This is a genomic window from Emticicia sp. CRIBPO (genome assembly GCF_009905725.1).
GTDB lineage: Bacteria > Bacteroidota > Bacteroidia > Cytophagales > Spirosomataceae > Leadbetterella.
This window is the reverse complement of the sequence record NZ_JAAAKV010000009.1, coordinates 206,414-229,560: the sequence shown is the minus strand read 5'-3', so window position 1 is coordinate 229,560 and position 23,147 is coordinate 206,414. Positions and strand designations below refer to the sequence as shown.

Here is a 23,147-nt window from a genome sequence, read left to right as displayed (position 1 = left end):
AACCGGAAATGCTTCAAAGTTTTTTAACATACATTAACGACAGATCTTTGTTTGAAAGTCACCAGAAAATCCTTTTGGCGGTGAGCGGTGGCAAAGACTCTATGCTGATGTTAGACTTGTTTTTCCGGGCAGGGTTTAATTTTGTTGTGGCCCATTGCAATTTTCAGTTGAGACCACTTGATTCTGATGGTGATGAGGCTTTTGTGAGGCAGTATTGCGAGGAGAAAACCATCCCTTTTTTTGTAAAAAGGTTTGAGACCAAAAAAGAAGCTGAAGCGAAAGGCGTGTCCACACAGATGATCGCCAGGGACCTTCGCTATGCCTGGTTTGAAGAGCTGAGACAGCATTTGTCCTGCGATTACATTGCCACGGCTCACCATCTTAATGATGCTGTTGAGACCTTGTTTTTAAATATCACAAAAGGCACGGGGCCGAAAGGGCTAAGGTCCATTCCCGCTAAACAAGGCCATATTATCAGGCCGCTTATGTTTGCGGGGTCTGGAGAACTGGCTCATTATGTGGCACTTAATCATATACAATGGCGGGAAGATGTCTCTAATCAAACGGTTGATTATCAGAGAAATAAAATCAGGCATGAAGTGATTCCGGTGTTGAAGGAAATCAATCCTTCGCTGGAAGAGACTGTCGCCAGGAACATCAGCAGATTTCAGGATCTTGCCGGAATTTTTGAGGAAAGACTGGCCGTCTTTGAAGCTGATGTGATCAGTAAAAAAGGGGAGAGTGTTGAGATAGACAGCCTGAAATTAAAAGCTTTTACAGGGCATGCTTTGCTGCTGGAAGAGTTTCTCAAACCTTACGGATTTAATTATGCACAGGTAAATGATATACTTCATGCAGGTCCGGGCAAAATCTTTCAATCTGCAGGATATGTACTGGAGGCGGGGAGAGCGTCGTGGTTGTTAAGCCCGCAAAGTACCCGCTTGTCAGAAGAAATAGTAATCTCCGGGCAGGATCATGAAGTGGTTTTTGTCCATGGAAAACTGCAGTTAGAGCAGCTGAGCCGTCTGCCTGAAGCCAGTGAACTGAAAGAGAAGGAAAAGGCATTTCTTGATGTGGATAAACTGGAATTCCCGTTGGTGCTGAGGGTTTGGAAGACCGGGGATGTCTTCAGACCTTTCGGAATGAAAGGAAACAAAAAAGTATCGGATTACCTCATTGATCACAAGATAGATTCTTTTGATAAAAATAAACAATATGTGCTCTGCGACCAGTCAGGGATAGTCTGGCTGGTGGGACAGAGGATTGACGACCGCTGCAGGATCTCAGAAAAGACTTTGTCCGTTTTAAAAGTGGAACTGCAATAAGCTGCAGACCCGGTGTCGTCAGTCAGACCTTACCCTCCCGTAATTTATTCTCCCATCGGACACAGGTAAATTGCCTTTTCTGAAGATAAGCCCCGGAATGGGCTCATTTTGATGTATTTATAGTTTGAAAAACGAAAACATGGCACGGCTTTTGATTTGTATTTTTTGGCCACAGAGCCGGTTTTCCTAATAATAAAATAAATATAGAAGTCCATGATCAAGAAATTAATTGGGCTAATTGTGCTGATCACCCTGATAAATTCCGGTTTAATGGCCCAAACGGGCAAGTTTAAGGCCGGAAACCGTGCTTTCGAAGAAATGTCCTATGTGGAAGCCGTCAGGAATTTTGAGGCGTTTATCAGTAATGCCGAACCTGACGGCGACCTGCATAAAGAAGCCCTCACCAAACTGGCCTTTAGCTACAGAAAACTGCAGGATTCAAGAAATGCCGAACGGATTTATAAAGAACTTTTTAAAAAATATGAGGGTAAGCTGGACAGTGAGCAATTGCTTTACTATGCCCAGGCTTTGGCTAACAACGGCAAATACAAAGACTCTCAGAAATATTACAGCAAATACGGTGAACAGCAAAAGGAAGACCTGAGAGGCAGAAAGTTTACTGTAGCCTACATGGATAATTCAGGTTTTTACCGTGATTCTTCGCTTTACCAGGTTAATTATGTGTTTCCGATCAACTCCAGGCAGGCGGATTTCAGCCCGATGTATTATGAGGGCGGGTTGGTTTTTGTCTCTTCCAGAGATGAATCCGGGGCGATCAAAAGGGTATTTATGCAGAACCAGACGCCTTTTCTGGATTTGTTCCTGTTTTCAGATACGGCCACGCTGAACCGTGAAAATCGCATAGAGATGAAAAACCAGGTGGCTTCACTCGGCAGCAGCGGAAAAACCTTGGGCAGCGATAAGGAAAGTTCGGGGCAGGATGCCGGCGAGTCTTCAGAGCCTGTGATTGAAGAATTCAGCAAAAGCCTGAATTCAAAATACCATGAGGGTCCGGTTACTTTTTACAAAGATTACAAAAAGATCATTTTTACCCGTAACAATTACAACAAGGGCAAAACAGGAAAAAGCAGCTCCGGCGTCAACATGCTGAAGCTTTATACTGCTGTTAAGAAAGATAAGAAATGGACGAATGTGTCTGAACTGCCTTTTAATTCAGACGAATATTCCTGCGGGCATCCGGCTTTGACACCTGATAACCGTAAGCTGTACTTTGTGTCGGATATGAAAGGAGGGTACGGTGGCACAGATATCTATGTTTCCGAATACAAAAACGGCAACTGGACTTTGCCGGCCAACCTGGGAAGAGAAGTCAACACGGAAGGGAATGAGATGTTCCCGTTTGTAGATGAGTATGGCAACCTTTATTTTGCTTCTGACGGTCATCCGGGACTGGGCGGGCTTGATATTTTTTACCTGGAATTCAGAGACGGCCGGCCTTTTGGAGAAGCAGAAAACCTGGGGGCTCCGATCAATTCAGCAAAAGATGATTTCGGTTTGATCACCAAAGGAGACAGGAAGTCCGGATACTTCAGCTCGAACCGTAAGAGAGGTTATGCAGATGATAATATCTATTCATTTATAAAGGGTTGTAAAGAGCTGAACGTCTATGTTTATGATGAAAAGACGAAAAACCCTTTGAAGGATGCTGAAGTCAGGATGGTCAGAAACGGGGTAAATCACCAGGTTTATTACTCCGATTCGGACGGTAAGGTAAGCATTTGCCTTGAAACGGGCTCTGATTTCGAATTCAGGGCTTTCAGAGACGGATACGATGCCAACAGTATTAACTATGGTACGTTTTCGACCTCATTAAAAAGCCAGACGAATATTAAAATGTATCTGAATCAGTCTAAAAAACCATTGATCAGGGGATTGGTGGTGTCTGAAGTGGATCAGCAACCCATTGCGGGAGCCACCGTTACGCTCGAAAATCAGCAGGACCAGAGTACTGAAATGGTGATTACAGGTATTGACGGAAAATATGTATTTCAGCCCGAAAAAGAAGGAAAGTACCTGGTGAAAGCCGTCAGGGAAAGCTACCTGCCCAACACGGAGGAGATCGGCAAAGTAAAACAGTCGTCAAAAGGGGTTACCTACGAGCAGAACCTGGGCATGATTGCTGAGGGAGATATATTTAAACTTGAAAACATCTATTATGATTACGGCAAGACGGAAATCAGGGCGGACGCCCGTAAGGAGCTGGATGAGAGGCTGATACCGCTCATGAAAAAATATCCTCAGATCCGGATTGAAATATTGTCACATACCGACAGCCGTTCTGAAAGTGATTTTAATATGAAACTTTCGCAGGACAGGGCTGATGAAGTGGTGCTTTACCTGATGATGAAGGGGATTTCAGAAGACAGTCTGGTGGCCAGGGGTTACGGAGAGTCCGAGCTTGTCAATGAGTGTACCGATGATGTGAAATGTTCTGAAAAAATGCACCAGCAAAACCGCAGAACAGAGTTCAAAATCATGACGGCCAGAGAGGTAATCAGTCATAATGATAAAAAGTAATCAGATCTTTAGTTTAGTAATTCATATTTTTTAGGGTTAAGGTTTATTGTTAAAAATTGCATCGCCACATTGAGCGATGCTTTTTTTGTTTAATGGAAAATGTATGTCTAAATTTGGGAAAAACTTTCACTTTGCCGAATGCTGACACATCTCCTGATTAAAAATTACGCCTTAATAAAACATCTGGAAATTAATCCCGATCCGGGACTGAGCATTATTACAGGAGAAACAGGAGCCGGTAAATCTATCATGCTTGGGGCTCTGGGCTTGCTGATGGGTAACAGGGCCGATGTCAAAGCCCTTTTTGACGAAGAAGAGAAATGTGTGATTGAAGGCACTTTTGACCTCGGCGGACTTGATCTTAAACCTTTTTTTGAAGCTGAGGAGCTTGACTACGAGCCCGTCAGCCTGATCCGGAGGGAAATATCCCCTGCCGGAAAATCACGGGCCTTTATCAATGACACGCCTGTTAACCTGGAAACCCTGAAATCACTCGGAAGCCTGCTGATGGACATCCACTCTCAGCATGACACCATGATGCTGGGCTCCAATGCCTACCAGTTGCAGATCATTGATTTTTATCTTCAGAACCAGCAGCAACTTTCAGGATATAAAGAGTCTTACAGTAAATTCAAAAAAGCTGAAAAGGCTTACAATCAGTTGCTGGAAGAGTCGGGCCTGCTGAAAAAAGAATTTGATTACAATAGTTTTTTATATGAGGAACTGGTGTCTGCTAATCTCGTTGCAGACGAGCAGGAGTTGCTGGAGGAAGAACTCACCATCCTGGAACACGCCGAAGAAGTAAAACAGAAACTGAAACTGACTTACGACTATCTCAATAATCCGGATTTGTCTATCATATCGATGTTGAAAGATTCGTCTGTGGCTCTGAACCCTATTGTCCAGTATGCAGACAGCTATCGTGTGCTGAAGGAGAGATTGCAGAATTCACTCATAGAGTTGCAGGACGTTTCTGAGGAAATCGAAAAGATGGAAGGCAAAATTGAAGTGAATGACGAACAGGTGATTTTCCTGAAAGATCGCTTGAACCTGTTGTTCAGACTTCATCAGAAACATGCGGTCAGAAGCAATGCCGAATTGATTGGAATAAGAGAGGAGTTGAAAATCAAGGTGGAAAATGTCCTGAATCTTTCAGAGAAGTTATCCGGCCTTGAGAAACAGAAAGCAGAAGCTTACGAACAGACCCTGGATATTGCCCGGAAGATTTCTGAAGGCAGAAAGGCCGTTTTGCCGCAGCTGGAAAAAGAGATTGTCAGCCTTCTGGTAGATCTGGGCATTCCGGATGCGGCTTTGAAAATCAGCCATTCAATCAAGGAGCCGGGTGCGGAAGGGATAGACGAGATAAAATTCGAGTTCAGTGCCAATAAGGGCGTTGCTCCGAAATCTTTGAAAGAGGTAGCCTCGGGAGGGGAGTTTTCAAGGCTGATGCTGGCCATTAAATACATTCTGGCGGGTAAGCGGGTGTTGCCTACCCTTATTTTTGATGAGATTGACACCGGGATCTCCGGTCAGGTTTCTATCAAAGTCGGTAAAATGATGAAAGACATGGCTAAAAACCTGCAGGTACTGGCCATTACGCACCTGCACCAGATTGCCGGCCGCGGAGATTCACACTTCTATGTCTATAAGGACAATTCGGAAGTGAGGACGGTCAGTAAAATGAAGAAACTGAATGATAATGAACGCATTCTGGAAATTGCGAAGATGATCGGAGGCGAAAGCCCGAGTGACAGTGCCATACAGAGTGCGATTGAAATGCTGGGAATTATTAATTAAAAAAAGTCAGATATATGAACATAGTTAAAGGTTTGGTCGCATTATTTCTATTGGTCGCTTTGGTTTCCTGTGAAAACAAAACAGAAAAGGAAATCGAAGAAATTGACAAGGTATTAAGAGAAGGACATGATAAGGTAATGCCGCAATCGATGAAAATCGGGAACATCAAGAAGGACCTGCTCAGCAGTGTGGAAACCGCTTCGGATTCATTGAAGAACCAAGCCAATGACCTGGCTCAGAAACTTCAGAAATCTGAGGATGAAATGTATACCTGGATGGAAGATTACGGAAAAGCGTTAAACGAAGTGCAGGATAAAGAGGAAAAACTGAAGATCTACAAATCGCTTAAAGAGCAGATTGAAAAGATCAAAAAAGAAACGGAAGAGTCTATTGACGCTGCCAGGAAATTTACGGAGTCTCCCAAGTAAGCGATCATGATAAAGAATATACAGTTCATTTTTGTTTTTTTGATAGCGTTAGCCGCTTTTTCCTGTTCCGACAGCCAGCGTAAATTACCTTACCTGGGCAACAAACAAGTGGGAGAAAACGGAGACACCGTGTTTCATACCATCCGTGATTTCAAGTTTGTGAACCAGGATAATGATACAATCACAAACGAGGCCTATAAAGACAAGATATACATTTCTGATTTCTTTTTTACTTCCTGCCCGACCATCTGCCCGGTGATGAAAACCCAGATGCTGAGGGTGTATGAGAAGTTTAAAGACAATCCTCAGGTAGGCATTCTGTCTCATACCATTGACCCGCGGCACGACTCTGTACAGGTTCTAAAAGCCTACAGGGACAGGTTGGGTATTAAAGGCAACATGTGGCAGTTTGTGACGGGTGAACAGGACGACATCTACGAAATAGCCCAGAAGTTTTACATGGTATCAGCCATGGAAGACTCAGCGGCGAAGGAAGAGGGCGGTTTTGTACACAGCGGAGCATTTATCCTGACAGATAAACAAAGGCACGTCAGAGGCATGTATGACGGCACGAAAGAGGAAGAGGTGACCAAACTGATAAAGGATATACAATTGCTGTTAAGCGAACAACCCTGATGAAGAAAAGTTTGTGTGTGATATTTTCAGGGGTTTTATTAGCTTCCTGCGGATCATCCGAAGAGATTAAATATGAACAATACCTGGTCAATGGCGAACAGCATTATCTGAAACACTGCTCCAACTGCCATCAGGCAGACGGAAGCGGGTTAAAGGACTTGTATCCGCCCCTGGCCGGGTCTGATTTTCTGAATAATAAAGAACTCGTCATCTGTCTCATCAGAAACGGGATGTCCGGAGAAATAAAGGTAAACGGGAAAGTCTACAATCAACCCATGCCGGGCAATAAGCAACTATACGAGCTTGATATTGCTGAACTGACTACCTACATTTATACCAAATGGGGCAACTCAAAGGAAATTACCGAGGTCAGCTCGGTGAAGAAAACTTTGGGAGAATGTAAAACTAAAGAGTAGTATCCGGCTCACTTCTGAGTGAATCCACCATAAATGTACCTTTGGGCTTTTTGATGCTGTATTTCGAAAAGTCCTGGTTGGCCTCCATACCCATCGCCACAAGATTGTCTTTCGGAGTCTTGATTTTCACCTTTTGGTTAGAATAGATTTTCTTGGTCAGCGGATTCCAGAATAACTCTTCTGTGGCCAGGCTTTGCTGCAGGGTCCTGTTAAAAAAGAATACGTTACCACGGAGGGTGTACAGGTTATTTACTTTTGAAAAGCTGCCGGAATCGCCCCTGAGAGAGGAATATTCTACTCCGGCTTTATCTATAAAGTTAATGTATACCGCCTTCGGATAGATTTCGTCTTCATTTTGCATCTTAAGCTGTTTTGCCGTAGACATCTTGACCGTAACCCTTCCTGAGTCGCTGTAAGCTATGCTCAGGTTGTCGACAGTCATCACCGGCCCGTTATAATGAACGGCTTTCTCTTCCTTCTTTTTATCTTCACAGGAAAACAAGACAGGAGCAGAAAGAACGCTCAGTAATAAAAGAAGACGAAGGAATTTCATTAATCGATAATCGGCTTGATAAACCAGGCACTCAACAACGAGAAGCTTGCACTGACTTTAAAGTAATTTTCCTGGATCAGGCCATTTGAATTCACCCCTCTCTGACCTATTGAAAGACCCAGGTCAACATAACTTGGGTTTCTGAAGCCCATAGGGACTGACATGCCAAAGCTGAAGCTTCTGTCCATGATCCTGGTTTTATTGATCACATAAGGGGTTTCAGCCTGATGAAAACCTACCCTGTAGAATACCTGGTTGAAATATTTGGTCGAATTTGAGTTGGGCAACCATTCAATTCCGGCGTTGATTTCCTGGGCATTATGAAGCAACTGGCTTGAGATGACATCCAGTTTTTTTATACCGTCCCACTGCGTAACGCCGTAGTCCACCGCGAAGACCCAGTGGAAGGGACTTTCAAGGCTCACACCGACTTTATATTTAGCCGGAATAGCTGTGCTGATGTCTCTCAGAGAAAGCGTGTCAGGAGCCTGTATGATGGTCGGGCCGTTGCCTGCATCAGCCAGAACGCTGTAGTGTCTCAGGTGCTTGCCTGAAAGTGTGCTGCTTATTTCGTAAGTTCCACCTACGTTAAGCTGCCATTTTTTAGAAAGTTTTTGCTGGTAAGCGATACCGGCTTTCACGCTTTTGCCGGTAAGCGAATATCTTGAAGTATAGCGGTTGATAGTCGCAGATGAATTCAGGTAAGAAGTGGTATCTTTGTAAATAGTTCCGAAGTTGTAATTACCCTCAATACCCACAAACAGCCCCTTAAACGGCTGAAATGAATTGATATAGGAGAATCTTGATATACCACCTGAATTATTATACTGATAAGTCACTTTTTCGGTGCTTCCTACAACCGTCTTGGTGAATACAGAATTATGTTCTACGATACTGTAAGGTCTTACTGAGAATGACATGGCCCATTTAGGCAATAAAGGAAAAGCCATGGTCAGGTTGTTAAGGTTCATGCCGAATCCCTGCTGGATTTTATCCTGATAGGAAATATTACGGAGATTGCCTTTGAGGCCTACCTGGAAAGCTACATATTTGAAGCCTCCGATCATCCTGTTTTTAACAACAAGAGCCGGGTTGAGCTGATTGACGTAAAAACTGTTTCCGAATGAAACCCCTGTTCCTCCCATCATATCCTGGGAAGCGACTGTTTCATCGGCCAGCTCACCGATGCCAAATGCAGAATAAGGCGTATTCCCCTGCCCCTGAGCTAAACAAACACTTGAATAAATTGTAAAAATCAGGCTGATAAAAACGCTACTTACTTTTGACATTATGATTTAATATTCTGTTCAATCCTTCTAAAACTAAATTTGGAGTCGCAAATTTCGTTGATTTTATTTGACTTTCAAAGAATTTAGCGTCTCCTCCACAAATTAAGACGTTAATATCTGCCTTTTCGTTGTATCGGGCTATAATTCCGTTGATTTCCGCAATGATTCCATTGATCACACCACTTTGAATGCAGGTTTCTGTAGAGGTACCTAGGAGTTCGGGAATTTCGTCTGAATCAATTAACGGCAATTTCTGGGTAAAAGTATGCAGTGCCTTGAACCGCATTTGTTTTCCTGGGGATATGATCCCTCCTCTGAATACGCCTTCGGCATCTATGAAATCGTACTTGATGGCTGTGCCCATATCGATTATCAGGCAATTTTGGCCAGGAAACCTGGCAAAAGCCCCGACAGCCCCTGCAATTCTGTCGTATCCGAGTGTTTTCGGGGTGCCGTATCCGTTCACGACAGGAAGCGGGGTTTCAGGATCGAGGATGATTTTTTTATGAAATTTTAAGAATAATTCTTTCAGTTCGTCCGTGCTTTTGGTCACCGAGGAGATAATCAGGCGTTCCGGATTTTCTTTTTCAAGCAAATCAAAAAGCTCTTCAGGCCTGAGGCCCCTGGCTGTTGAGATCAGGTCATCTCCTTCAAAAAAACCGATCTTGGCTAATGTATTCCCGAAATCAATGGCTGCATTCATAAAAAAACAAAGCCGTTCAGTTTATTGAACGGCTTTGCAAATATCAAAAATTATCAGCAATTATGCATGAGAAACCTGACTTTTGGAATTTTTTTGCCAGAAATACAAAATCGTAAACAACACGATAAGAATAGCCGGGAAAGCCACCATGATCTCTAAAACAGACTGGCCTGCAGCAAGTTCCATTTCTGTTCCCGTTTTTCCTAAAGCTGTTTGCTCTACTTTTGCGTTTTCTATCCATCCACCGATAAACGGTTGGAAAATAGCGGTGGAAAGCATCCCCATACCACCTACCAGTGACAGACCTAAAGCACCTGTTAAAGGTGTTTTTTCAGCCACAAAGCCTAACATGGTTGGCCAGAAGTAGCAAACACCAATGGCGAAGAATACGGCTGCCACATATACCAGCGGGCCTGTTGCCTGGCTCATCAGGTAGATTCCGATAGCGGCAAATATGGCTGAGCCTAATAATACACCTACCTGGTTAAGTTTATGAACAATCGGTCCGGCAAAAAACCTGCCTACCGCCATAAGACCTGTTACAAGAGCAAGGATCAACATAGGTTTTGCACCGCTGTTAGCCATGATCGGTCCAACCCATTGCTGAGGTCCGAATTCGGAAATGGCGGTGATGGCCATAGCAAAAAACATAAAAATGAACAGTGGATTGGCCATGGCCCTGAAATTCATGCTGGTAGAATGAGACCCTTCTACTTTGGCGTCCGGGAATTTTTGTCCGTAGAACAAATAAGCATAAATGACTGCAGGAATCATGATCACCCACATTTGTATCTGCCACGAAAAACCTGAGTCTGTAAGGAATTTTGAGATAAGACTTCCGATAACAATGCCGCCAGGGAACCACATATGGAACCTGTTGAACATTTTGTCGAGTGTTGAGCCTGAGTAGGTGTCGGCAATCATAGGGTTACAGGCCGCTTCAGTACAGCCATTACCAAAACCAACAAAGAAAGTAGAAATCAGCAAGCCCCAGAATCCTCCCGCATAAATGGTCAGTACTATACCGATCACGTGGGTGATGAAAGCCAGCTGCATAATTGTTTTTGGGCCTACGGTATTATAAAATGCACCGCCCAGTACCATAGCTATAGGGAAGCCAAAAAATGCCATTGAATTAATATAACCTAACTGAACCGCGTCGAGGGAGAATTCCGTGCCTAATTGTGTGAGAATACCTGCTCTTATACTGAAAGACAATGCAGTTGTAATCAAGGCGAAGCAACTGGCGTTAAAAAGTCTGGTTTTGTTTACCATAAGTATTAATTTTTTAGGGTTGAAATTTTTAAAACTGCGTAAAAATACATTTTTTTTGTATCCGTGAAAAAGAAATTTTATTAATTGTAGTAATTACACTTTTGTGAAGTTGATAAATGATAATTTGTTTTATCGAAATTCGCAAAATTGTTTAAATTGCAGCCAGAATGTTAATTGTTCAACCTTCAAATTACACTTATGCATAGAAAAATTAGAATGGGGATGATCGGTGGAAGCCTCGAGGCTTTTATTGGAGCGGTTCACCGTCGCGGTGCGGCTCTGGATGGAGAAATCGAGCTGGTTTGTGGAGCATTTAGTTCTGATCCTGCAAAATCAAAAGCCACTGGTGAGGCCCTGTATCTTCCTGCCGACAGGGTTTATGGCTCATATGAAGAAATGGTATTGAAAGAAAAGGAACTTCCTGAAGGAGTCAGGATGGATTTCGTTTCTATTGTTACGCCGAACCACGTCCATTTTCCTGCTGCCAAGTTTGTACTGGAAAACGGATTCCACCTCGTGATGGATAAACCCATTACGCTGACGATGGAAGAAGCCAAGGCCCTTAAGCCTATTATTGAATCTTCAGGACTGCTGTTTGCACTGACTCATAATTATACCGCTTATCCGATGGTGAAAGAAGCCAGGCACCTGGTAAGATCAGGGGCTATCGGAAAAATAAGAAAAGTAATCGTGGAATATCCTCAGGGATGGCTGTCTCAGCTGGTGGAAGCCACCGGGCAGAAACAGGCCTCATGGAGAACCGATCCGGCCAGATGTGGTGCTGCAGGCGGGGTAGGAGACATCGGAACCCACGCGGAGAACCTTGCTGAATATATTACAGGATTGAAAATCACTGAATTATGTGCTGATCTGACCATTTTTGTGGAAGGCCGTCAGCTGGATGATGATGCCAATATCCTTTTGAGGTTCGATAACGGAGCCAAAGGCGTATTGCACGACAGCCAGATTTGCAACGGTGAGGAAAATGACCTTAATATCAGGATTTATGGTGAAACCGGCGGGCTTAAATGGCGTCAGATGGAACCTAACACACTGGAACTGACCAACCAGGAAAACGGCTCAAGAATTATCAGAACCGGAGTCGGTAACCTGTCTGCACATGCTCAGGCACATACCCGCCAGCCGGCCGGACACCCGGAGGGTTATGTAGAAACATTTGCCAATATCTACCGGAACTTTGCTTTTGCTCTTCGTGCCAAATGGGGTGATGAAGGCAACGCCACAGCTACCGGAAACCTGGGCAATGAACATACGATTTCTACAGGCTACAATCCTGAAATTCACGATTTCCCAGGTGTTGATGACGGGTTGAGAGGCATGGGCTTTATCCAGACTGTGCTTAAATCTGCTGACTCTGAAACCAAATGGACAAAATTCGAAATTTAATATAAGTATCAATTTGTTGTTGAGATCTGGTCAGAATGGTCAGAGCGTTTTTCAATAACCTCAAACCTCTTAAATCAAAAATGTCAAAAATTAAAGTTGGAGTTGTGGGCACGGGTTTTATCGGGCCAGCCCATATCGAAGCACTCAGGAGACTTCCTAATATCGAAGTAGTGGCTTTGTGCGAAGTAAATATCGAACTGGCTACTGCCAAAGCGGCTCAGTTGGGTATCGAAAGACCTTGTACTTTTGAGCAGCTGCTGGCGATGGAAGATATAGCCTGTGTGCATATTTGTACCCCTAACTTCCTGCATTATTCACAATCGAAGGCCGTTTTACTGGCCGGGAAACACGTGGTATGCGAAAAACCATTGGCTAAGGACCTTCATGAAGCTGAAGAATTGGTAGCCCTTGCCAAAGAAACGGGCCTGGTAAATGCCGTTCACTTTAACCTGAGATATTATCCGTTGGTAAGACAGATGAAGATCATGCAGGAAAAAGGTGAATTGGGAGATGTTTACTCGATCATCGGTTCCTATCTTCAGGACTGGCTATATTATGAGACAGATTACAACTGGCGTCTTGAACCGGACAAGTCGGGTGATTCAAGAGCCATTGCAGACATCGGATCTCACTTGCTTGACCTTATTGAATATGTAACGGGCCTTAAGACTGTAGAAGTGATGGCCGATTTCAATACAGTTCACAAAATCCGTAAGAAACCTTTGAAGCCGCTTGAAACTTATTCAGGTAAAATGCTTCAGCCGGAAGACTACGCGGATGTGCCTATCAATACGGAAGATCACGCGAACGTTTTGCTGAGGTTTGACAATGGTAACCGTGGTTCTGTAACTGTGTCACAAGTGGCTGCCGGTAGAAAAAATCAATTGAAAGTAGAAATTGCAGGTTCTAAAAAGACATTGGCCTGGAACTCTGAAGCCCCTAACGAAATCTGGATCGGACAACGTGACGGAGCTAACTCCATGCTGATCCGTGACCCTTCACTGGTGCATGAAGAGGTTCGTTCTCTGATCACTTATCCTGGCGGGCACAACGAAGGTTTCGGAGATACTTCAAAACAATTGTTCAAAGAAGTATATGCCGCTGTAGAGGCCGGTAAACAACCTGAAAATCCGAAGTTTCCGACCTTTGCTGACGGATATCGCGAATTGCTGATTTGTGAGAGAATTCTCGAAAGTAATAAGAAGCAGGGCTGGGTTACGGTGTAAATAGGTAATTAGTGATTGAATGCTAAAATGATTAAATTTGTTTAGAATAAAAATGATAGGCATGATCGATTACAAAAATATAATAACTATTGACCCGGGAAAACGGAGTGGTAAGCCTTGTATCCGTGGAATGCGAATAACCGTTGGAGATGTTCTTGGCTGGTTGGCTACCGGTATGTCTTTTGATGATATTTTAGAGGATTATCCGGAGTTAACACAAGACGACATTCTGGCGGTATTGGCGTTTGCCGCTGCAAGAGAGCAAAGGACTCAGTTTGTTGCTGCATGAAGCTTCTCTTTGATCAAAATATTTCACACAGGGTCGTGAATCTACTTAAAACAGAATTTGAATTTTGTTTGACAGTAAAGGAAGTTGACCTCTTTGAAGCAAGCGATAATCAGATATGGAGATATTGTAAAGAAAATGGCCTGACCGTAATTACACAGGATGACGATTTTGAAAAACTATATCTTTTAATGGGCTATCCTCCCAAAGTAATTTGGGTCAGAACAGGCAACTTGCCGAATTCTGAGCTTGCCAATATTTTGATAAGAAACAAAGAGACGATTTTAGAGTTTAACGACAATCCTGATGTAGGGTTACTTGAAATTTACAGATTGTAACGTCTCGGTTTTAAAGTGGTGTGAATATAAATTCAGTGTGAATTTGGAGTTTAATGCATTATGGTACTTGTAATGATGGGTCAACACAAATCACTCAATCTTAAATAATAACAAATGAAAACAATAAAAGGACCAGGTATATTTTTAGCTCAGTTTCTGGGTGATGAGGCCCCGTTTAATTCTTTGGATACAATTGCCGACTATATGGCGGATCTGGGTTACAAAGGTATCCAGTTACCGACTTGGGACGGCAGGGTGATCGACCTGAAGCAAGCGGCCGAATCTAAAACTTATTGTGATGAACTGAAAGGTAAACTGGCAGACAAAGGCCTGGAAATTACCGAGTTGTCAACTCACCTTCAGGGGCAGTTGATCGCATCACATCCGGCTTATGATACCATGTATGATGCTTTTGCTCCGGCAGAGGTACATAAAAATGAGCCAGCAAGAAGAGAATGGGCAAAAAATCAGCTTTTATATGCTGCAAAAGCCTCTAAAAATCTCGGACTCAGCTCTCATGTTGGTTTCTCAGGAGCATTGGCCTGGCCGTTTTTATATCCGTGGCCACAAAGACCTGCAGGTTTGATCGAAACGGCATTCAAAGAACTGGCCTCGAGATGGAAGCCTATCCTGGACGAGTTCGACAACAATGGCGTAGACTACTGTTACGAATTGCACCCGGGAGAAGACCTTTATGACGGTACCACTTTCGAAATGTTCGTAGATTATCTTGGTGGACACTCACGTGCCAACATCAATTATGACCCGTCACATTTTGTGTTGCAGAGTCTTGATTATCTTGCCTTTATCGACCTCTATCATGACAGGATCAAAGCATTCCACGTTAAAGATGCCGAGTTTAACCCGACAGGAAAACAAGGTGTTTACAGCGGTTATGCCGGATGGGCAAACCGTGCCGGACGTTTCAGATCATTGGGTGACGGCCAGGTAGATTTCGGTGCCATCTTCTCTAAACTATCTCAGTATGATTACGACAGCTGGGCCGTTTTAGAGTGGGAATGTTGCATCAAGTCGTCTGAGCAGGGAGCAGCCGAAGGAGCACCGTTTATCGAAAGCCACATCATTCAAGTAGCTACAAGAGCTTTTGATGATTTCGCGGCTACAGGTGCTGATGAAGCAGTCAATCGTAAAGTTCTGGGAATTTAAGACTTTTAAGTTCAATAAAAAAGACCTGGTTCGTAACGGACCAGGTCTTTTGTTTTATACAGGATTTTAATTTTTACAAAGCCTGAGCTTTTTCAAGCAATGCTTTGGTGGCTTTGATGCCGTCATCTTCAGACAGATAGTCGCCTTTGGCTCCCATCATTTTCATGAAACCTCCTTCATATTCAATGCCGATAAATCCTTTGAAGTTTTTCGTGATTCCTTTTTTAACAATAGGCATCATTTTATTGAAATCAACATCGGTACAATTTCCTTTTTCGTCGAAAGTATGGGTTTTGGCACTCACGCCTTTTGCATACGGCATCAATTTGCGGGTACCTTCATATTTATCATAATCATTCAGGATTTTCGCACTCATAAAGCCTTCCAGCGTCATGGTCTTTGGTTTTTCCCTTTCTGTGAAATTTCCGAAATCAGGTAAGCTGCCCGCATAAGGGCTGTTGACCTCTTTCAGTAGCCTGGCCAGCCAGTCAGGGTTGGTAGACACCGAAATATGATTTTCGATGATCACTGAGATACCTGTTTTTTTACCGTATTCAACCAGCTTACCATAGCCTTCCACCCCTTGTTTCAGGATGTCTTCGGGAGTTCCGTCACCTTCCATGTTCACGCGGATGGCATGGCATCCCAGGAATTTGGCAGCATCCACCCATTTGTAATGGTTTTCTACAGCCTTCAGCCTTTTGGCTGCATCACTGGCTCCCAGGTCGCCTTCGCCGTCCACCATGATCAGGACATTCCTGACGCCCAGGTCTCCCGTTCTCTGTTTAAGCTCGTTAAGATAAGCCTGATCCTGTGATTTACCATTCCAGAATCCTGAGACGTACTCTACGGCACTGATACCAAAGTCATTTTTAGCCTTAGCCGGGAAGTCCATATTTTTGAGTTTGCCGCCATATAATGAGCCTGCAAGTGAGAATTCTGCCAGGGAAATCTCAAACCATGGTTTAGGTTGGGCAAAAAGAGATGGGGAAATCAACGTGGCAGCTGCGGCCATACCAATTTGTCCCAGGAAATCACGACGGTTTAACCCGTTTTCTGCGAATATTTCTTCTTTGTTTTTCATTGCTGATAGTAGAAAAAAAGAGAGTTTGCCGTCGCAAACTCCCCTGGTTTATTATTGTTTTACTCCCTGATAATCTGAACCCATCACCAATACCTTGATTTTGGCTACTTTGCTTTTTTCATCTCTGATAAAAACGACCGTGGCTTTTCCGCTGGCATCAAACTGGTCGGCAATTGAGGTGGGTTTGACCTCTCCGCCTTGTCCTCCTGCATCAATAAAGAGTTTGCCATCCTTTGTCGTCACGTCAATAAATTCGAAAGGAAGGCCTTCCATTTTGTATTTACCGGCGTATTCCTCATATCCCGGTGCGGCAGCAGCCTTAATTTCCGGTTTGGCTTCGTCTTCCACTGTTGCTTTAAATTCAATTCCCATCACGACCATCAGGGTCTGGCCTTCTGATTTTGGATTTTGATATACCAGGTAAACATCGTGAACACCTTCAGTAGGGGCAATATTGATAACGGCCGGTTTTCCTGCAAAATTCATTTCTTCCACAGGCGGTATAAATCCTGACTCGCCGAGCAATTTCCCGGTAGGGGAGTCTATCCGGAATTCAATGTTTCCTCCCTGGGCATTCAACTGTGGTTTAGGTGCGGCAACACCCATCACCAGCTGTTTTATGCCTGTCAGATCTACCTGGTTTAAAACCATATATGAGCCTGATTTTCCTGGAATAGCCAGTTCGTTACCGCCAAATGACATTTTAGAAACCGATTCGAATTTGTCAAATTTATGCGGGCTCATTTTGGAGTTACGCAGGGTAAATGTTTGTTCAGACACCAAAGGAGGAATGCCGTTGGCTCCCTGGTCTTCATAAGAAGCCCTCAGGATATAAACACCCTGTCCTTTATCTGTTGCCGGAACCTTGGTAGTGAAAGAGCCTTTGACCGGCAATGAGCTCACTTTAGCTTTTTCGTCGGCCAGACTCAGTACGTATTTGATCATGTCACCGGCTTCGCTGGCAGTAAGCTGCGGGTGCCCCGCCATGGCTGTTTCACCCCAGACGCCGCTACCGCCGGAAATAACTTTTTTGCTGAGTCTTTCCAACGCACCTGCGTCGCCTTTGTATTTCTGAGCCACCTGGATATAGCTTGGCCCGATAGATTTCTTATCTACGCTGTGACAAGCCCTGCAGTCACTGGCTTCGATCAGTTTTTTGCCTTTGGCAAATCCGGCAGAAGCATCCGCCGATCTGTGGCCTTGTGCAATCGCAATTTTATCAAATCCTTCAGGAAGGAAATCTATGTTGACAGAAACCTGCTCAGCAGAAATCTTGCCGTTGGACAGGCTGCCGTCTTCCTTGTCATTGACTTTTACTTCATAATCAAAAGACTTGTTCGGGAAGAAGAATGTCTTGTTGCTTTTAGGAAGGTCAAAGGCCAGAACAGGCGGTTCATTACCCGCAGATATTTCGATTGACTGGCTGTTGATTTCACCTTTTCCGTCATTGACAGTCAAAGTAGCTTTGTATATTCCTGCTTTGGTAAGGGTCAGAGACGCGTCAGGGGTATTGAGCACTTTCACAAAACCGTTTTTAGAAGTAACCTTCCAGGAGTATTTCAAAGCATCCCCATCAGGATCTGCAGTTCCTTTTGAGCTCAGGTTGACTTTAAACGGAATCGCACCGCCCATCTTGTCAGCCGTCAACTGGATGTTTGGTTTTCTGTTGCCACCATTGAATTCAATTCTGATCAAACGGGCATCATCGTTGGCTGTAAACCAGCCGGAGCCGTATTCCAGCATATAAAGATCTCCATTGTCAGCAAACTCCATGTCCATGGGGTTGCTGAATTTATAGCTTGGCATAAAACGCTCCATTGAAGTGTAGTTGCCGTCTTTGTCCATAGTCACCGCCATGATCCATCCACGCATCCATTCATAGATCAGTAGCTTGCCTTCGTAATATTTAGGAAATGCCCTGGCGGCAGTTTTGAAGTCTTCGCTGTAGAAAACAGGACCTGCCATGGCATTACGTCCGCCGCTACCCACCAGCGGAAACTCAGGAGACTCTCCATATGGGTACCATATAAAGGCTTTCTGAGCCGGAGGTAATACTTTAAGACCCGTGTTGTTGGGCGAAGTATTGCTCGGTGCGTTAACATCCCATTTTTCACCCGACTTATTGGTTGTGAAATCAAATTTGTTGTAGGCTTTGTTGTCTCCTACAAAATGAGGCCATCCGAAGTTGCCCGCTTTTCGGGCTTGCCCTACTTCATCGTGACCCGCCGGGCCACGGTCGTCTGCAGGTTTGCTTCCGTCAGGACCCACTTCACCCCAGTATACAAAACCGGTTTTCTTATCTACTGAGATTCTGAACGGGTTACGGTGCCCCATGGTATAAATCTCCGGACGGGTCATAGGCGTGCCTTTGGGGAATAAATTGCCTTCAGGAATGCTGTAGGTACCGTCAGCCAGAGGTTTGATACGGATGATTTTTCCGCGGAGGTCATTGGTGTTGGCGGATGATTTCTGAGCATCCCAGGCAGAGCGGCCAGGTCGTTCGTCACTCGGACTGAACCCGTTTGAACCATGAGGGTTGGTGTTGTCACCCGTCGAAAGGTAAAGATTACCAGCCTTATCCCAGGCAATAGAGCCGCCTGTGTGGCAGCATTGTTCTCTCTGAACCGGGATTTCAAGCAATACTTTTTGAGATTCCATCACCAGGTTGTCACCTTTCAGGTCAAACCTGGACAGGATATTCTTGGCTTCTTCCCCCGGATTTGAATAATAAAGATAAATCCAGTTGTTTTTGGCAAAATCCGGGTCTTTTCCCAAACCCATCAGACCATCTTCTCCTTCTGACACCTTGCCTTCCTTGTCTTTGTATTTGGTACTGACAGGCAGATTGGCAATTGTTTTTAATTGTTTTGTTTTTGTGTTATAGGTTCTTACCGCTCCGTGGCGTTCTATGAACAGGACGCGTCCGTCAGGAAGCAGGGTAAGTTCCATAGGTTCGTTCAGTTTTTCTTCCAGCACTACTTTTGTAAACCTGTTTTCTTCAGGTCTCGCTTTGCTGTAATCCAGTGCTTTGGGCTTATCTCCACCCATGGCATAGTTTAAACCCGCATAGATGTGATCAAGGAATAAAGGTTCAGAGAAAGTTTCGTCAGTGTGCCCCATGGCTGTATAGAATGATCTTCCTCCGTCAAAATCCTGGTACCAGCTCATCGGATGGTTGTCGCCGTTGCTTCCGCCGCGATAGGATTTCTCGTCTATTTTCAACAGGACATTGATGTCCGGATTGATTTGTTTGAAGCTGTAAAATTCATCTTTTCTTTCAAACTCATCAGGCATTCCCTTGGTAGCCCAGTGGTTTTTCATGGTTACGATATACTTGCCTTTTTGTACATTATCCGGCATAGGGTGATCCAGGAAATAAGCTCCTGCCAGTTTGCCGTACCATGGCCAGCCATATTCTGTGTCTGTAGCGGCATGTATTCCCACATAGCCACCACCGGCCTGAATGTAACGCTCAAAATCAACCTGCTGCTCTGCATTCAGAACATCACCCGTTGTATTGAGGAAAATAACCGCCTGGTAGCGTTTCAGGTTGTCGGTGTTAAACTTGGCGGCGTCTTCTGTAAGGTCTACCGCAAAGCCTTTTTGCTGACCCATTTTAGTGAAAGCCACCTTGCCGGCTTCAATAGAGGCATGACGAAAAGCTGCTGTTTTGCTGAACACCAGGACCCTTTTGGCAGGAGGTGCCTGGGCATAGGAGGGGGCAAGCCCTGAAACCATCAATCCCAGAACCATCAGGAGGGATTTGACCGGTTTTTTAAATGTAAAATCGAAAATTTTCTTCATCCCTTTTAATACGTTGGTTAAAATTGTAATAATGTCAAAAAAAATAAGATCAGTAATATTATTGTCTTAATGTGAGACAATAATAATTGCTTTTTTTCCGCCGTCCAAATTATTTTGTTATTTTTGCCCGAAACCTATTTATTCAACATGGAAATTACAGGAGAACTTTTTAATGTATCATCAATGGATGCCAGGCTGGGTGGAGAAATGTATATTCCCCAGTTGTCTGTCGATTGTGTTATATTCGGTTTTCATGATCACCAGTTGAAAGTATTATTGCTCAAGCCCCGTAAGTATGATTTTTGGACTTTACCGGGAGGCCTGGTGGCACAGACGGAGGGCGTCGATGAGGCTGCACAAAGGGTTTTGAGAGAGCGGACAAGCCTCACGGATATTTACCTGGAGCAGTTCCGGGTTTTTGGAGATGCGGGGAGGGCTACGATCGATACCATGAAGAAATTCCTGGAGAATAACGATCTCGACGTGGCCGATTTCAGCTGGTTACTGAAAAGATATGTCTCCGTCGGATATTACGCACTTGTTGACTTTTCTGTCATCAAACCGGTGACGGACCGTTTCTCAGAAATGTACGAGTGGTGTGATGTGAGACAGCTGCCCGAAATGGGTTTTGATCACCGGGAAATTGCTGAAAAAGCCCTCGAAACGCTACAATTGATGCTGGACCATAAGCTCGTAGGCTTCAATCTCCTTTCCGAAACCTTCACCATGAACGAGCTTCAGAGTCTTTATGAGACCATTTTAAATACACCTTTCCGCCGTAATAATTTCCAGCGTAAAATGCTTAATCTCGGTATTCTCGAAAGGGTGGAAAAACTGTATACCGGGGCGGCCAATAAAGCTCCGTATCTGTATAAATTCAAAGCCGGCCCTGCCTCCGGAAACTGACCCTTATTTTCGCTTTTTAAATCTTTTAAGGTTATATTATTATTTAATCATTTAGTGGGTTAAAGTTGATTTACTTATGTTTATTGACCAAATTTGCATTTTATAACATTTTAAAGGTTCTGAACATGGCAACGTTTGAACTCACCAAGGATTATCTTGAAAAAATAGAGGAGGCGGTTTCAAAAAACGATCTTGTTTTTTTGAACTCAGAACTTGATGATTTGTATCCTCCCGATATAGCCAGTCTCTTGTTTGAACTCAACGGCCCTGAAGCACACACTCTTTTTCAGTTGCTCGAAACCGAAAAAGGAGCAGAGGTTTTATCCAATATAGATTCGGATGACCGGAAGCGTTTCATTAAAGAACAATTTACCGTCGAAGAAATTGCCAAATATGTAAACCTCTTTGATTCTGATGATGCGGTGGATTTACTGAACGAACAGTCCATCGTGATCCGTGAGAAAGTCATTGCTTTATTAGAAGACAGGGAACAGGCCAGATTTATCATCGACCTGATGCATTATCCTGAAGATGTAGCCGGAGGTCTGATGCAGAAAGAGCTGGTAAAAGTATTTACCACCCAGACCGTGAGTGAGTGTGTGGAAGAAATCAGGCTGCAGGCTGAGAATGTAGATAAAGTATATGCCGTCTACGTGGTAGATGAAGAGCAAAGGCTGAAAGGGATTGTTTCTTTGAAGCAGATCGTACTGGCCAGAAAAAATACCAAAGTAGAGAATATTTTTGAAGACGATATTGTATTTGTAGACACCACCAAGTCGGGTGCGGAAGTGGCAGACCTCATGCAGCGTTATGACCTTGAAGCCATTCCGGTGGTAAATTCACTCGGAAGATTACTCGGCAGGATCACCATTGATGACGTGGTCGATTTTATTACGGAAAAAGCGGAGGAAGACATCCAGGTGATGGCCGGTATCACGGGTGAGGCGGAGGAAGATGACTCAGTGTGGGTTTTAGCCAAGGCACGTATACCCTGGCTGGTGATCGGAGCCATCGGCAGCCTTCTGGCAGCCTCGGTCATCAGTAGTTTTGAAGGAATTCTGAGCAAAGTAGGTGCCCTGGCTATGTTTATCCCCATTATGGGGTCTACGGGCGGGAACGTAGGTATTCAGACCTCTTCGCTTATTGTACAGTCGCTGGCGGAGCGTTCAGGATTGACCATGAGTCTTGGTGAACGTCTCTCTAAAATTTTACTGGTAGCCTTGATCAACGGCATTATCATCGGTGTGCTGGCAGGCTCGTATGTTTATATTGTAGGGCAGCCCCAGTTGTTCTGGGTGGTGTGTATTTCTTTGTTGTCTGTCGTTTTACTGGCTTCATTCATGGGAACCATCACTCCTTTAATACTGGATAAAATGGGCATTAATCCGGCAATAGCCTCCGGACCTTTCATCACCACCGCCAATGACCTCATCGGCATCAGTACTTACTTCTTTATTGCTTATTTATTATTGCATTTATGATTGCGGTTATTCAGCGTGTAACAGAGGCTTCTGTCACCATCGACGGGAATATTAAAGGGTCTATAGGCCTCGGCTTTTTGATTTTACTGGGAGTTCACCAGGATGATACGGCGGAAGATGTGGAGTGGCTTTCTAAAAAGATTGCCGGACTGAGGGTGTTTTCAGATGCTGACGACAAGATGAATCTGGACCTGAAAGCAGTAGATGGAGATATCCTGATTATTTCGCAGTTTACCTTACATGCTTCTACCAAAAAAGGAAACAGACCTTCTTTTATCGAAGCTGCAAAACCCGGACTGGCCATTCCTCTTTATGAAGCAATGAAAGAAAAATTAAAAGAAGAAACAGGTAAAGAAATACAATCAGGAGAGTTCGGGGCGGATATGAAGGTAGCGTTGCTCAATGATGGCCCCGTGACGATCATCATTGATTCTAAAAACAAAATTTAAATAGCGGGCTTGCCCGCTATTTAATGTAGGCCCGTGCCT

20 protein-coding genes are annotated in these 23,147 nt (G+C 44.1%); 14 read left to right on the top strand and 6 right to left on the bottom strand.

Annotation, left to right across the window (positions count from 1 at the left end):
• Window positions 1-8 precede the first annotated feature (8 nt).
• The 6 genes from tilS to GVN16_RS19470 all read left to right on the top strand — a co-directional run bounded on the left by tilS (window position 9) and on the right by GVN16_RS19470 (window position 7,140).
• Window positions 9-1,325, top strand: a complete 1,317-nt coding sequence (gene tilS / locus GVN16_RS19495) for a tRNA lysidine(34) synthetase TilS (protein ID WP_166565607.1) — start codon at window positions 9-11, stop codon at window positions 1,323-1,325.
• Window positions 1,326-1,538: 213 nt separating this feature from the next.
• Window positions 1,539-3,863, top strand: coding sequence for a carboxypeptidase regulatory-like domain-containing protein (locus GVN16_RS19490; RefSeq protein WP_205748921.1), 2,325 nt, complete (start codon window positions 1,539-1,541; stop codon window positions 3,861-3,863).
• Window positions 3,864-4,001: 138 nt separating this feature from the next.
• Complete coding sequence (gene recN, locus GVN16_RS19485; protein ID WP_166565606.1) at window positions 4,002-5,660, top strand: DNA repair protein RecN; 1,659 nt, start codon at window positions 4,002-4,004, stop codon at window positions 5,658-5,660.
• 14 nt (window positions 5,661-5,674) lie between these two features.
• Entirely contained in the window at window positions 5,675-6,088 is a 414-nt protein-coding gene (locus GVN16_RS19480; RefSeq protein ID WP_166565605.1) for a hypothetical protein, read from the top strand.
• 6 nt (window positions 6,089-6,094) lie between these two features.
• The gene (locus GVN16_RS19475) at window positions 6,095-6,724 is read left to right on the top strand and encodes an SCO family protein (RefSeq protein WP_166565604.1); all 630 of its coding nucleotides are present in this window, start codon (window positions 6,095-6,097) and stop codon (window positions 6,722-6,724) included.
• Window positions 6,724-7,140, top strand: a complete 417-nt coding sequence (locus GVN16_RS19470; RefSeq protein WP_166565603.1) for a cytochrome c — start codon at window positions 6,724-6,726, stop codon at window positions 7,138-7,140. The genes GVN16_RS19475 and GVN16_RS19470 overlap by 1 nt, the downstream gene beginning before the upstream one ends.
• Here the strand turns inward: GVN16_RS19470 and lptC are convergent.
• From lptC to GVN16_RS19450, 4 genes are read right to left on the bottom strand one after another with little or no spacing between them, the layout of a single operon-like run.
• The gene (gene lptC / locus GVN16_RS19465) at window positions 7,130-7,693 is read right to left on the bottom strand and encodes an LPS export ABC transporter periplasmic protein LptC (protein WP_166565602.1); all 564 of its coding nucleotides are present in this window, start codon (window positions 7,691-7,693) and stop codon (window positions 7,130-7,132) included. The genes GVN16_RS19470 and lptC overlap by 11 nt on opposite strands.
• A complete protein-coding gene (locus GVN16_RS19460) occupies window positions 7,693-8,982 on the bottom strand; it encodes a hypothetical protein (protein WP_166565601.1) in 1,290 nt (429 codons plus the stop codon). Before GVN16_RS19460 ends, lptC begins: the two co-directional genes overlap by 1 nt.
• Window positions 8,966-9,685 carry a type III pantothenate kinase gene (locus GVN16_RS19455; RefSeq protein WP_166565600.1) on the bottom strand — a complete coding sequence of 240 codons (720 nt, stop codon included), beginning with the start codon at window positions 9,683-9,685 and terminating at the stop codon, window positions 8,966-8,968. The genes GVN16_RS19460 and GVN16_RS19455 overlap by 17 nt, the downstream gene beginning before the upstream one ends.
• 60 nt (window positions 9,686-9,745) lie before the next feature.
• Window positions 9,746-10,960 carry a sugar MFS transporter gene (locus tag GVN16_RS19450; RefSeq protein WP_166565599.1) on the bottom strand — a complete coding sequence of 405 codons (1,215 nt, stop codon included), beginning with the start codon at window positions 10,958-10,960 and terminating at the stop codon, window positions 9,746-9,748.
• A gap of 216 nt (window positions 10,961-11,176) precedes the next feature.
• Here GVN16_RS19450 and GVN16_RS19445 point away from each other — a divergent pair, with 216 nt between their 5' ends.
• The 5 genes from GVN16_RS19445 to GVN16_RS19425 all read left to right on the top strand — a co-directional run bounded on the left by GVN16_RS19445 (window position 11,177) and on the right by GVN16_RS19425 (window position 15,384).
• Complete coding sequence (locus GVN16_RS19445; RefSeq protein ID WP_166565694.1) at window positions 11,177-12,367, top strand: Gfo/Idh/MocA family protein; 1,191 nt, start codon at window positions 11,177-11,179, stop codon at window positions 12,365-12,367.
• 80 nt (window positions 12,368-12,447) lie between these two features.
• A complete protein-coding gene (locus GVN16_RS19440; protein ID WP_166565598.1) occupies window positions 12,448-13,593 on the top strand; it encodes a Gfo/Idh/MocA family protein in 1,146 nt (381 codons plus the stop codon).
• A 64-nt stretch (window positions 13,594-13,657) separates the two neighbouring features.
• A complete protein-coding gene (locus GVN16_RS19435) occupies window positions 13,658-13,882 on the top strand; it encodes a DUF433 domain-containing protein (protein ID WP_166565693.1) in 225 nt (74 codons plus the stop codon).
• The gene (locus GVN16_RS19430) at window positions 13,879-14,217 is read left to right on the top strand and encodes a DUF5615 family PIN-like protein (protein ID WP_166565597.1); all 339 of its coding nucleotides are present in this window, start codon (window positions 13,879-13,881) and stop codon (window positions 14,215-14,217) included. The genes GVN16_RS19435 and GVN16_RS19430 overlap by 4 nt, the downstream gene beginning before the upstream one ends.
• A gap of 114 nt (window positions 14,218-14,331) precedes the next feature.
• Window positions 14,332-15,384, top strand: coding sequence for a sugar phosphate isomerase/epimerase (locus GVN16_RS19425; RefSeq protein WP_166565596.1), 1,053 nt, complete (start codon window positions 14,332-14,334; stop codon window positions 15,382-15,384).
• 73 nt (window positions 15,385-15,457) lie between these two features.
• Here the strand turns inward: GVN16_RS19425 and GVN16_RS19420 are convergent, their stop codons facing one another.
• Both GVN16_RS19420 and GVN16_RS19415 read right to left on the bottom strand, forming a co-directional pair.
• Entirely contained in the window at window positions 15,458-16,468 is a 1,011-nt protein-coding gene (locus GVN16_RS19420; protein WP_166565595.1) for a sugar phosphate isomerase/epimerase, read from the bottom strand.
• Between the two features lie 51 nt (window positions 16,469-16,519).
• Complete coding sequence (locus tag GVN16_RS19415; protein WP_229244259.1) at window positions 16,520-20,206, bottom strand: ThuA domain-containing protein; 3,687 nt, start codon at window positions 20,204-20,206, stop codon at window positions 16,520-16,522.
• 213 nt (window positions 20,207-20,419) lie between these two features.
• Between GVN16_RS19415 and GVN16_RS19410 the strand changes: the two genes are divergently transcribed.
• The 3 genes from GVN16_RS19410 to dtd all read left to right on the top strand — a co-directional run bounded on the left by GVN16_RS19410 (window position 20,420) and on the right by dtd (window position 23,108).
• Window positions 20,420-21,178 (top strand): NrtR DNA-binding winged helix domain-containing protein, encoded by a 759-nt coding sequence (locus tag GVN16_RS19410; protein ID WP_310587446.1) that lies wholly within the window; start codon window positions 20,420-20,422, stop codon window positions 21,176-21,178.
• A gap of 125 nt (window positions 21,179-21,303) precedes the next feature.
• Window positions 21,304-22,659 (top strand): magnesium transporter, encoded by a 1,356-nt coding sequence (gene mgtE / locus GVN16_RS19405; protein WP_166565593.1) that lies wholly within the window; start codon window positions 21,304-21,306, stop codon window positions 22,657-22,659.
• On the top strand, window positions 22,656-23,108 hold the full coding sequence (dtd, locus tag GVN16_RS19400; RefSeq protein WP_166565592.1) for a D-aminoacyl-tRNA deacylase: 453 nt from the start codon (window positions 22,656-22,658) through the stop codon (window positions 23,106-23,108). The genes mgtE and dtd overlap by 4 nt, the downstream gene beginning before the upstream one ends.
• The last annotated feature ends 39 nt before the right edge of the window (window positions 23,109-23,147 follow it).

Coding starts and splice junctions, on each gene's coding strand:
- GVN16_RS19455 (WP_166565600.1), bottom strand. CDS start 9,685: ATGAATGCAGCCATTGATTTCGGGAATACATTAGCCAAGATCGGTTTT.
- GVN16_RS19480 (WP_166565605.1), top strand. CDS start 5,675: ATGAACATAGTTAAAGGTTTGGTCGCATTATTTCTATTGGTCGCTTTG.
- GVN16_RS19415 (WP_229244259.1), bottom strand. CDS start 20,206: ATGGTTTCAGGGCTTGCCCCCTCCTATGCCCAGGCACCTCCTGCCAAA.
- GVN16_RS19470 (WP_166565603.1), top strand. CDS start 6,724: ATGAAGAAAAGTTTGTGTGTGATATTTTCAGGGGTTTTATTAGCTTCC.
- tilS (WP_166565607.1), top strand. CDS start 9: ATGCTTCAAAGTTTTTTAACATACATTAACGACAGATCTTTGTTTGAA.
- GVN16_RS19450 (WP_166565599.1), bottom strand. CDS start 10,960: ATGGTAAACAAAACCAGACTTTTTAACGCCAGTTGCTTCGCCTTGATT.
- GVN16_RS19475 (WP_166565604.1), top strand. CDS start 6,095: ATGATAAAGAATATACAGTTCATTTTTGTTTTTTTGATAGCGTTAGCC.
- GVN16_RS19440 (WP_166565598.1), top strand. CDS start 12,448: ATGTCAAAAATTAAAGTTGGAGTTGTGGGCACGGGTTTTATCGGGCCA.
- GVN16_RS19490 (WP_205748921.1), top strand. CDS start 1,539: ATGATCAAGAAATTAATTGGGCTAATTGTGCTGATCACCCTGATAAAT.
- GVN16_RS19445 (WP_166565694.1), top strand. CDS start 11,177: ATGGGGATGATCGGTGGAAGCCTCGAGGCTTTTATTGGAGCGGTTCAC.
- GVN16_RS19425 (WP_166565596.1), top strand. CDS start 14,332: ATGAAAACAATAAAAGGACCAGGTATATTTTTAGCTCAGTTTCTGGGT.
- dtd (WP_166565592.1), top strand. CDS start 22,656: ATGATTGCGGTTATTCAGCGTGTAACAGAGGCTTCTGTCACCATCGAC.
- lptC (WP_166565602.1), bottom strand. CDS start 7,693: ATGAAATTCCTTCGTCTTCTTTTATTACTGAGCGTTCTTTCTGCTCCT.
- recN (WP_166565606.1), top strand. CDS start 4,002: ATGCTGACACATCTCCTGATTAAAAATTACGCCTTAATAAAACATCTG.
- GVN16_RS19410 (WP_310587446.1), top strand. CDS start 20,420: ATGGAAATTACAGGAGAACTTTTTAATGTATCATCAATGGATGCCAGG.
- GVN16_RS19420 (WP_166565595.1), bottom strand. CDS start 16,468: ATGAAAAACAAAGAAGAAATATTCGCAGAAAACGGGTTAAACCGTCGT.
- mgtE (WP_166565593.1), top strand. CDS start 21,304: ATGGCAACGTTTGAACTCACCAAGGATTATCTTGAAAAAATAGAGGAG.
- GVN16_RS19460 (WP_166565601.1), bottom strand. CDS start 8,982: ATGTCAAAAGTAAGTAGCGTTTTTATCAGCCTGATTTTTACAATTTAT.
- GVN16_RS19430 (WP_166565597.1), top strand. CDS start 13,879: ATGAAGCTTCTCTTTGATCAAAATATTTCACACAGGGTCGTGAATCTA.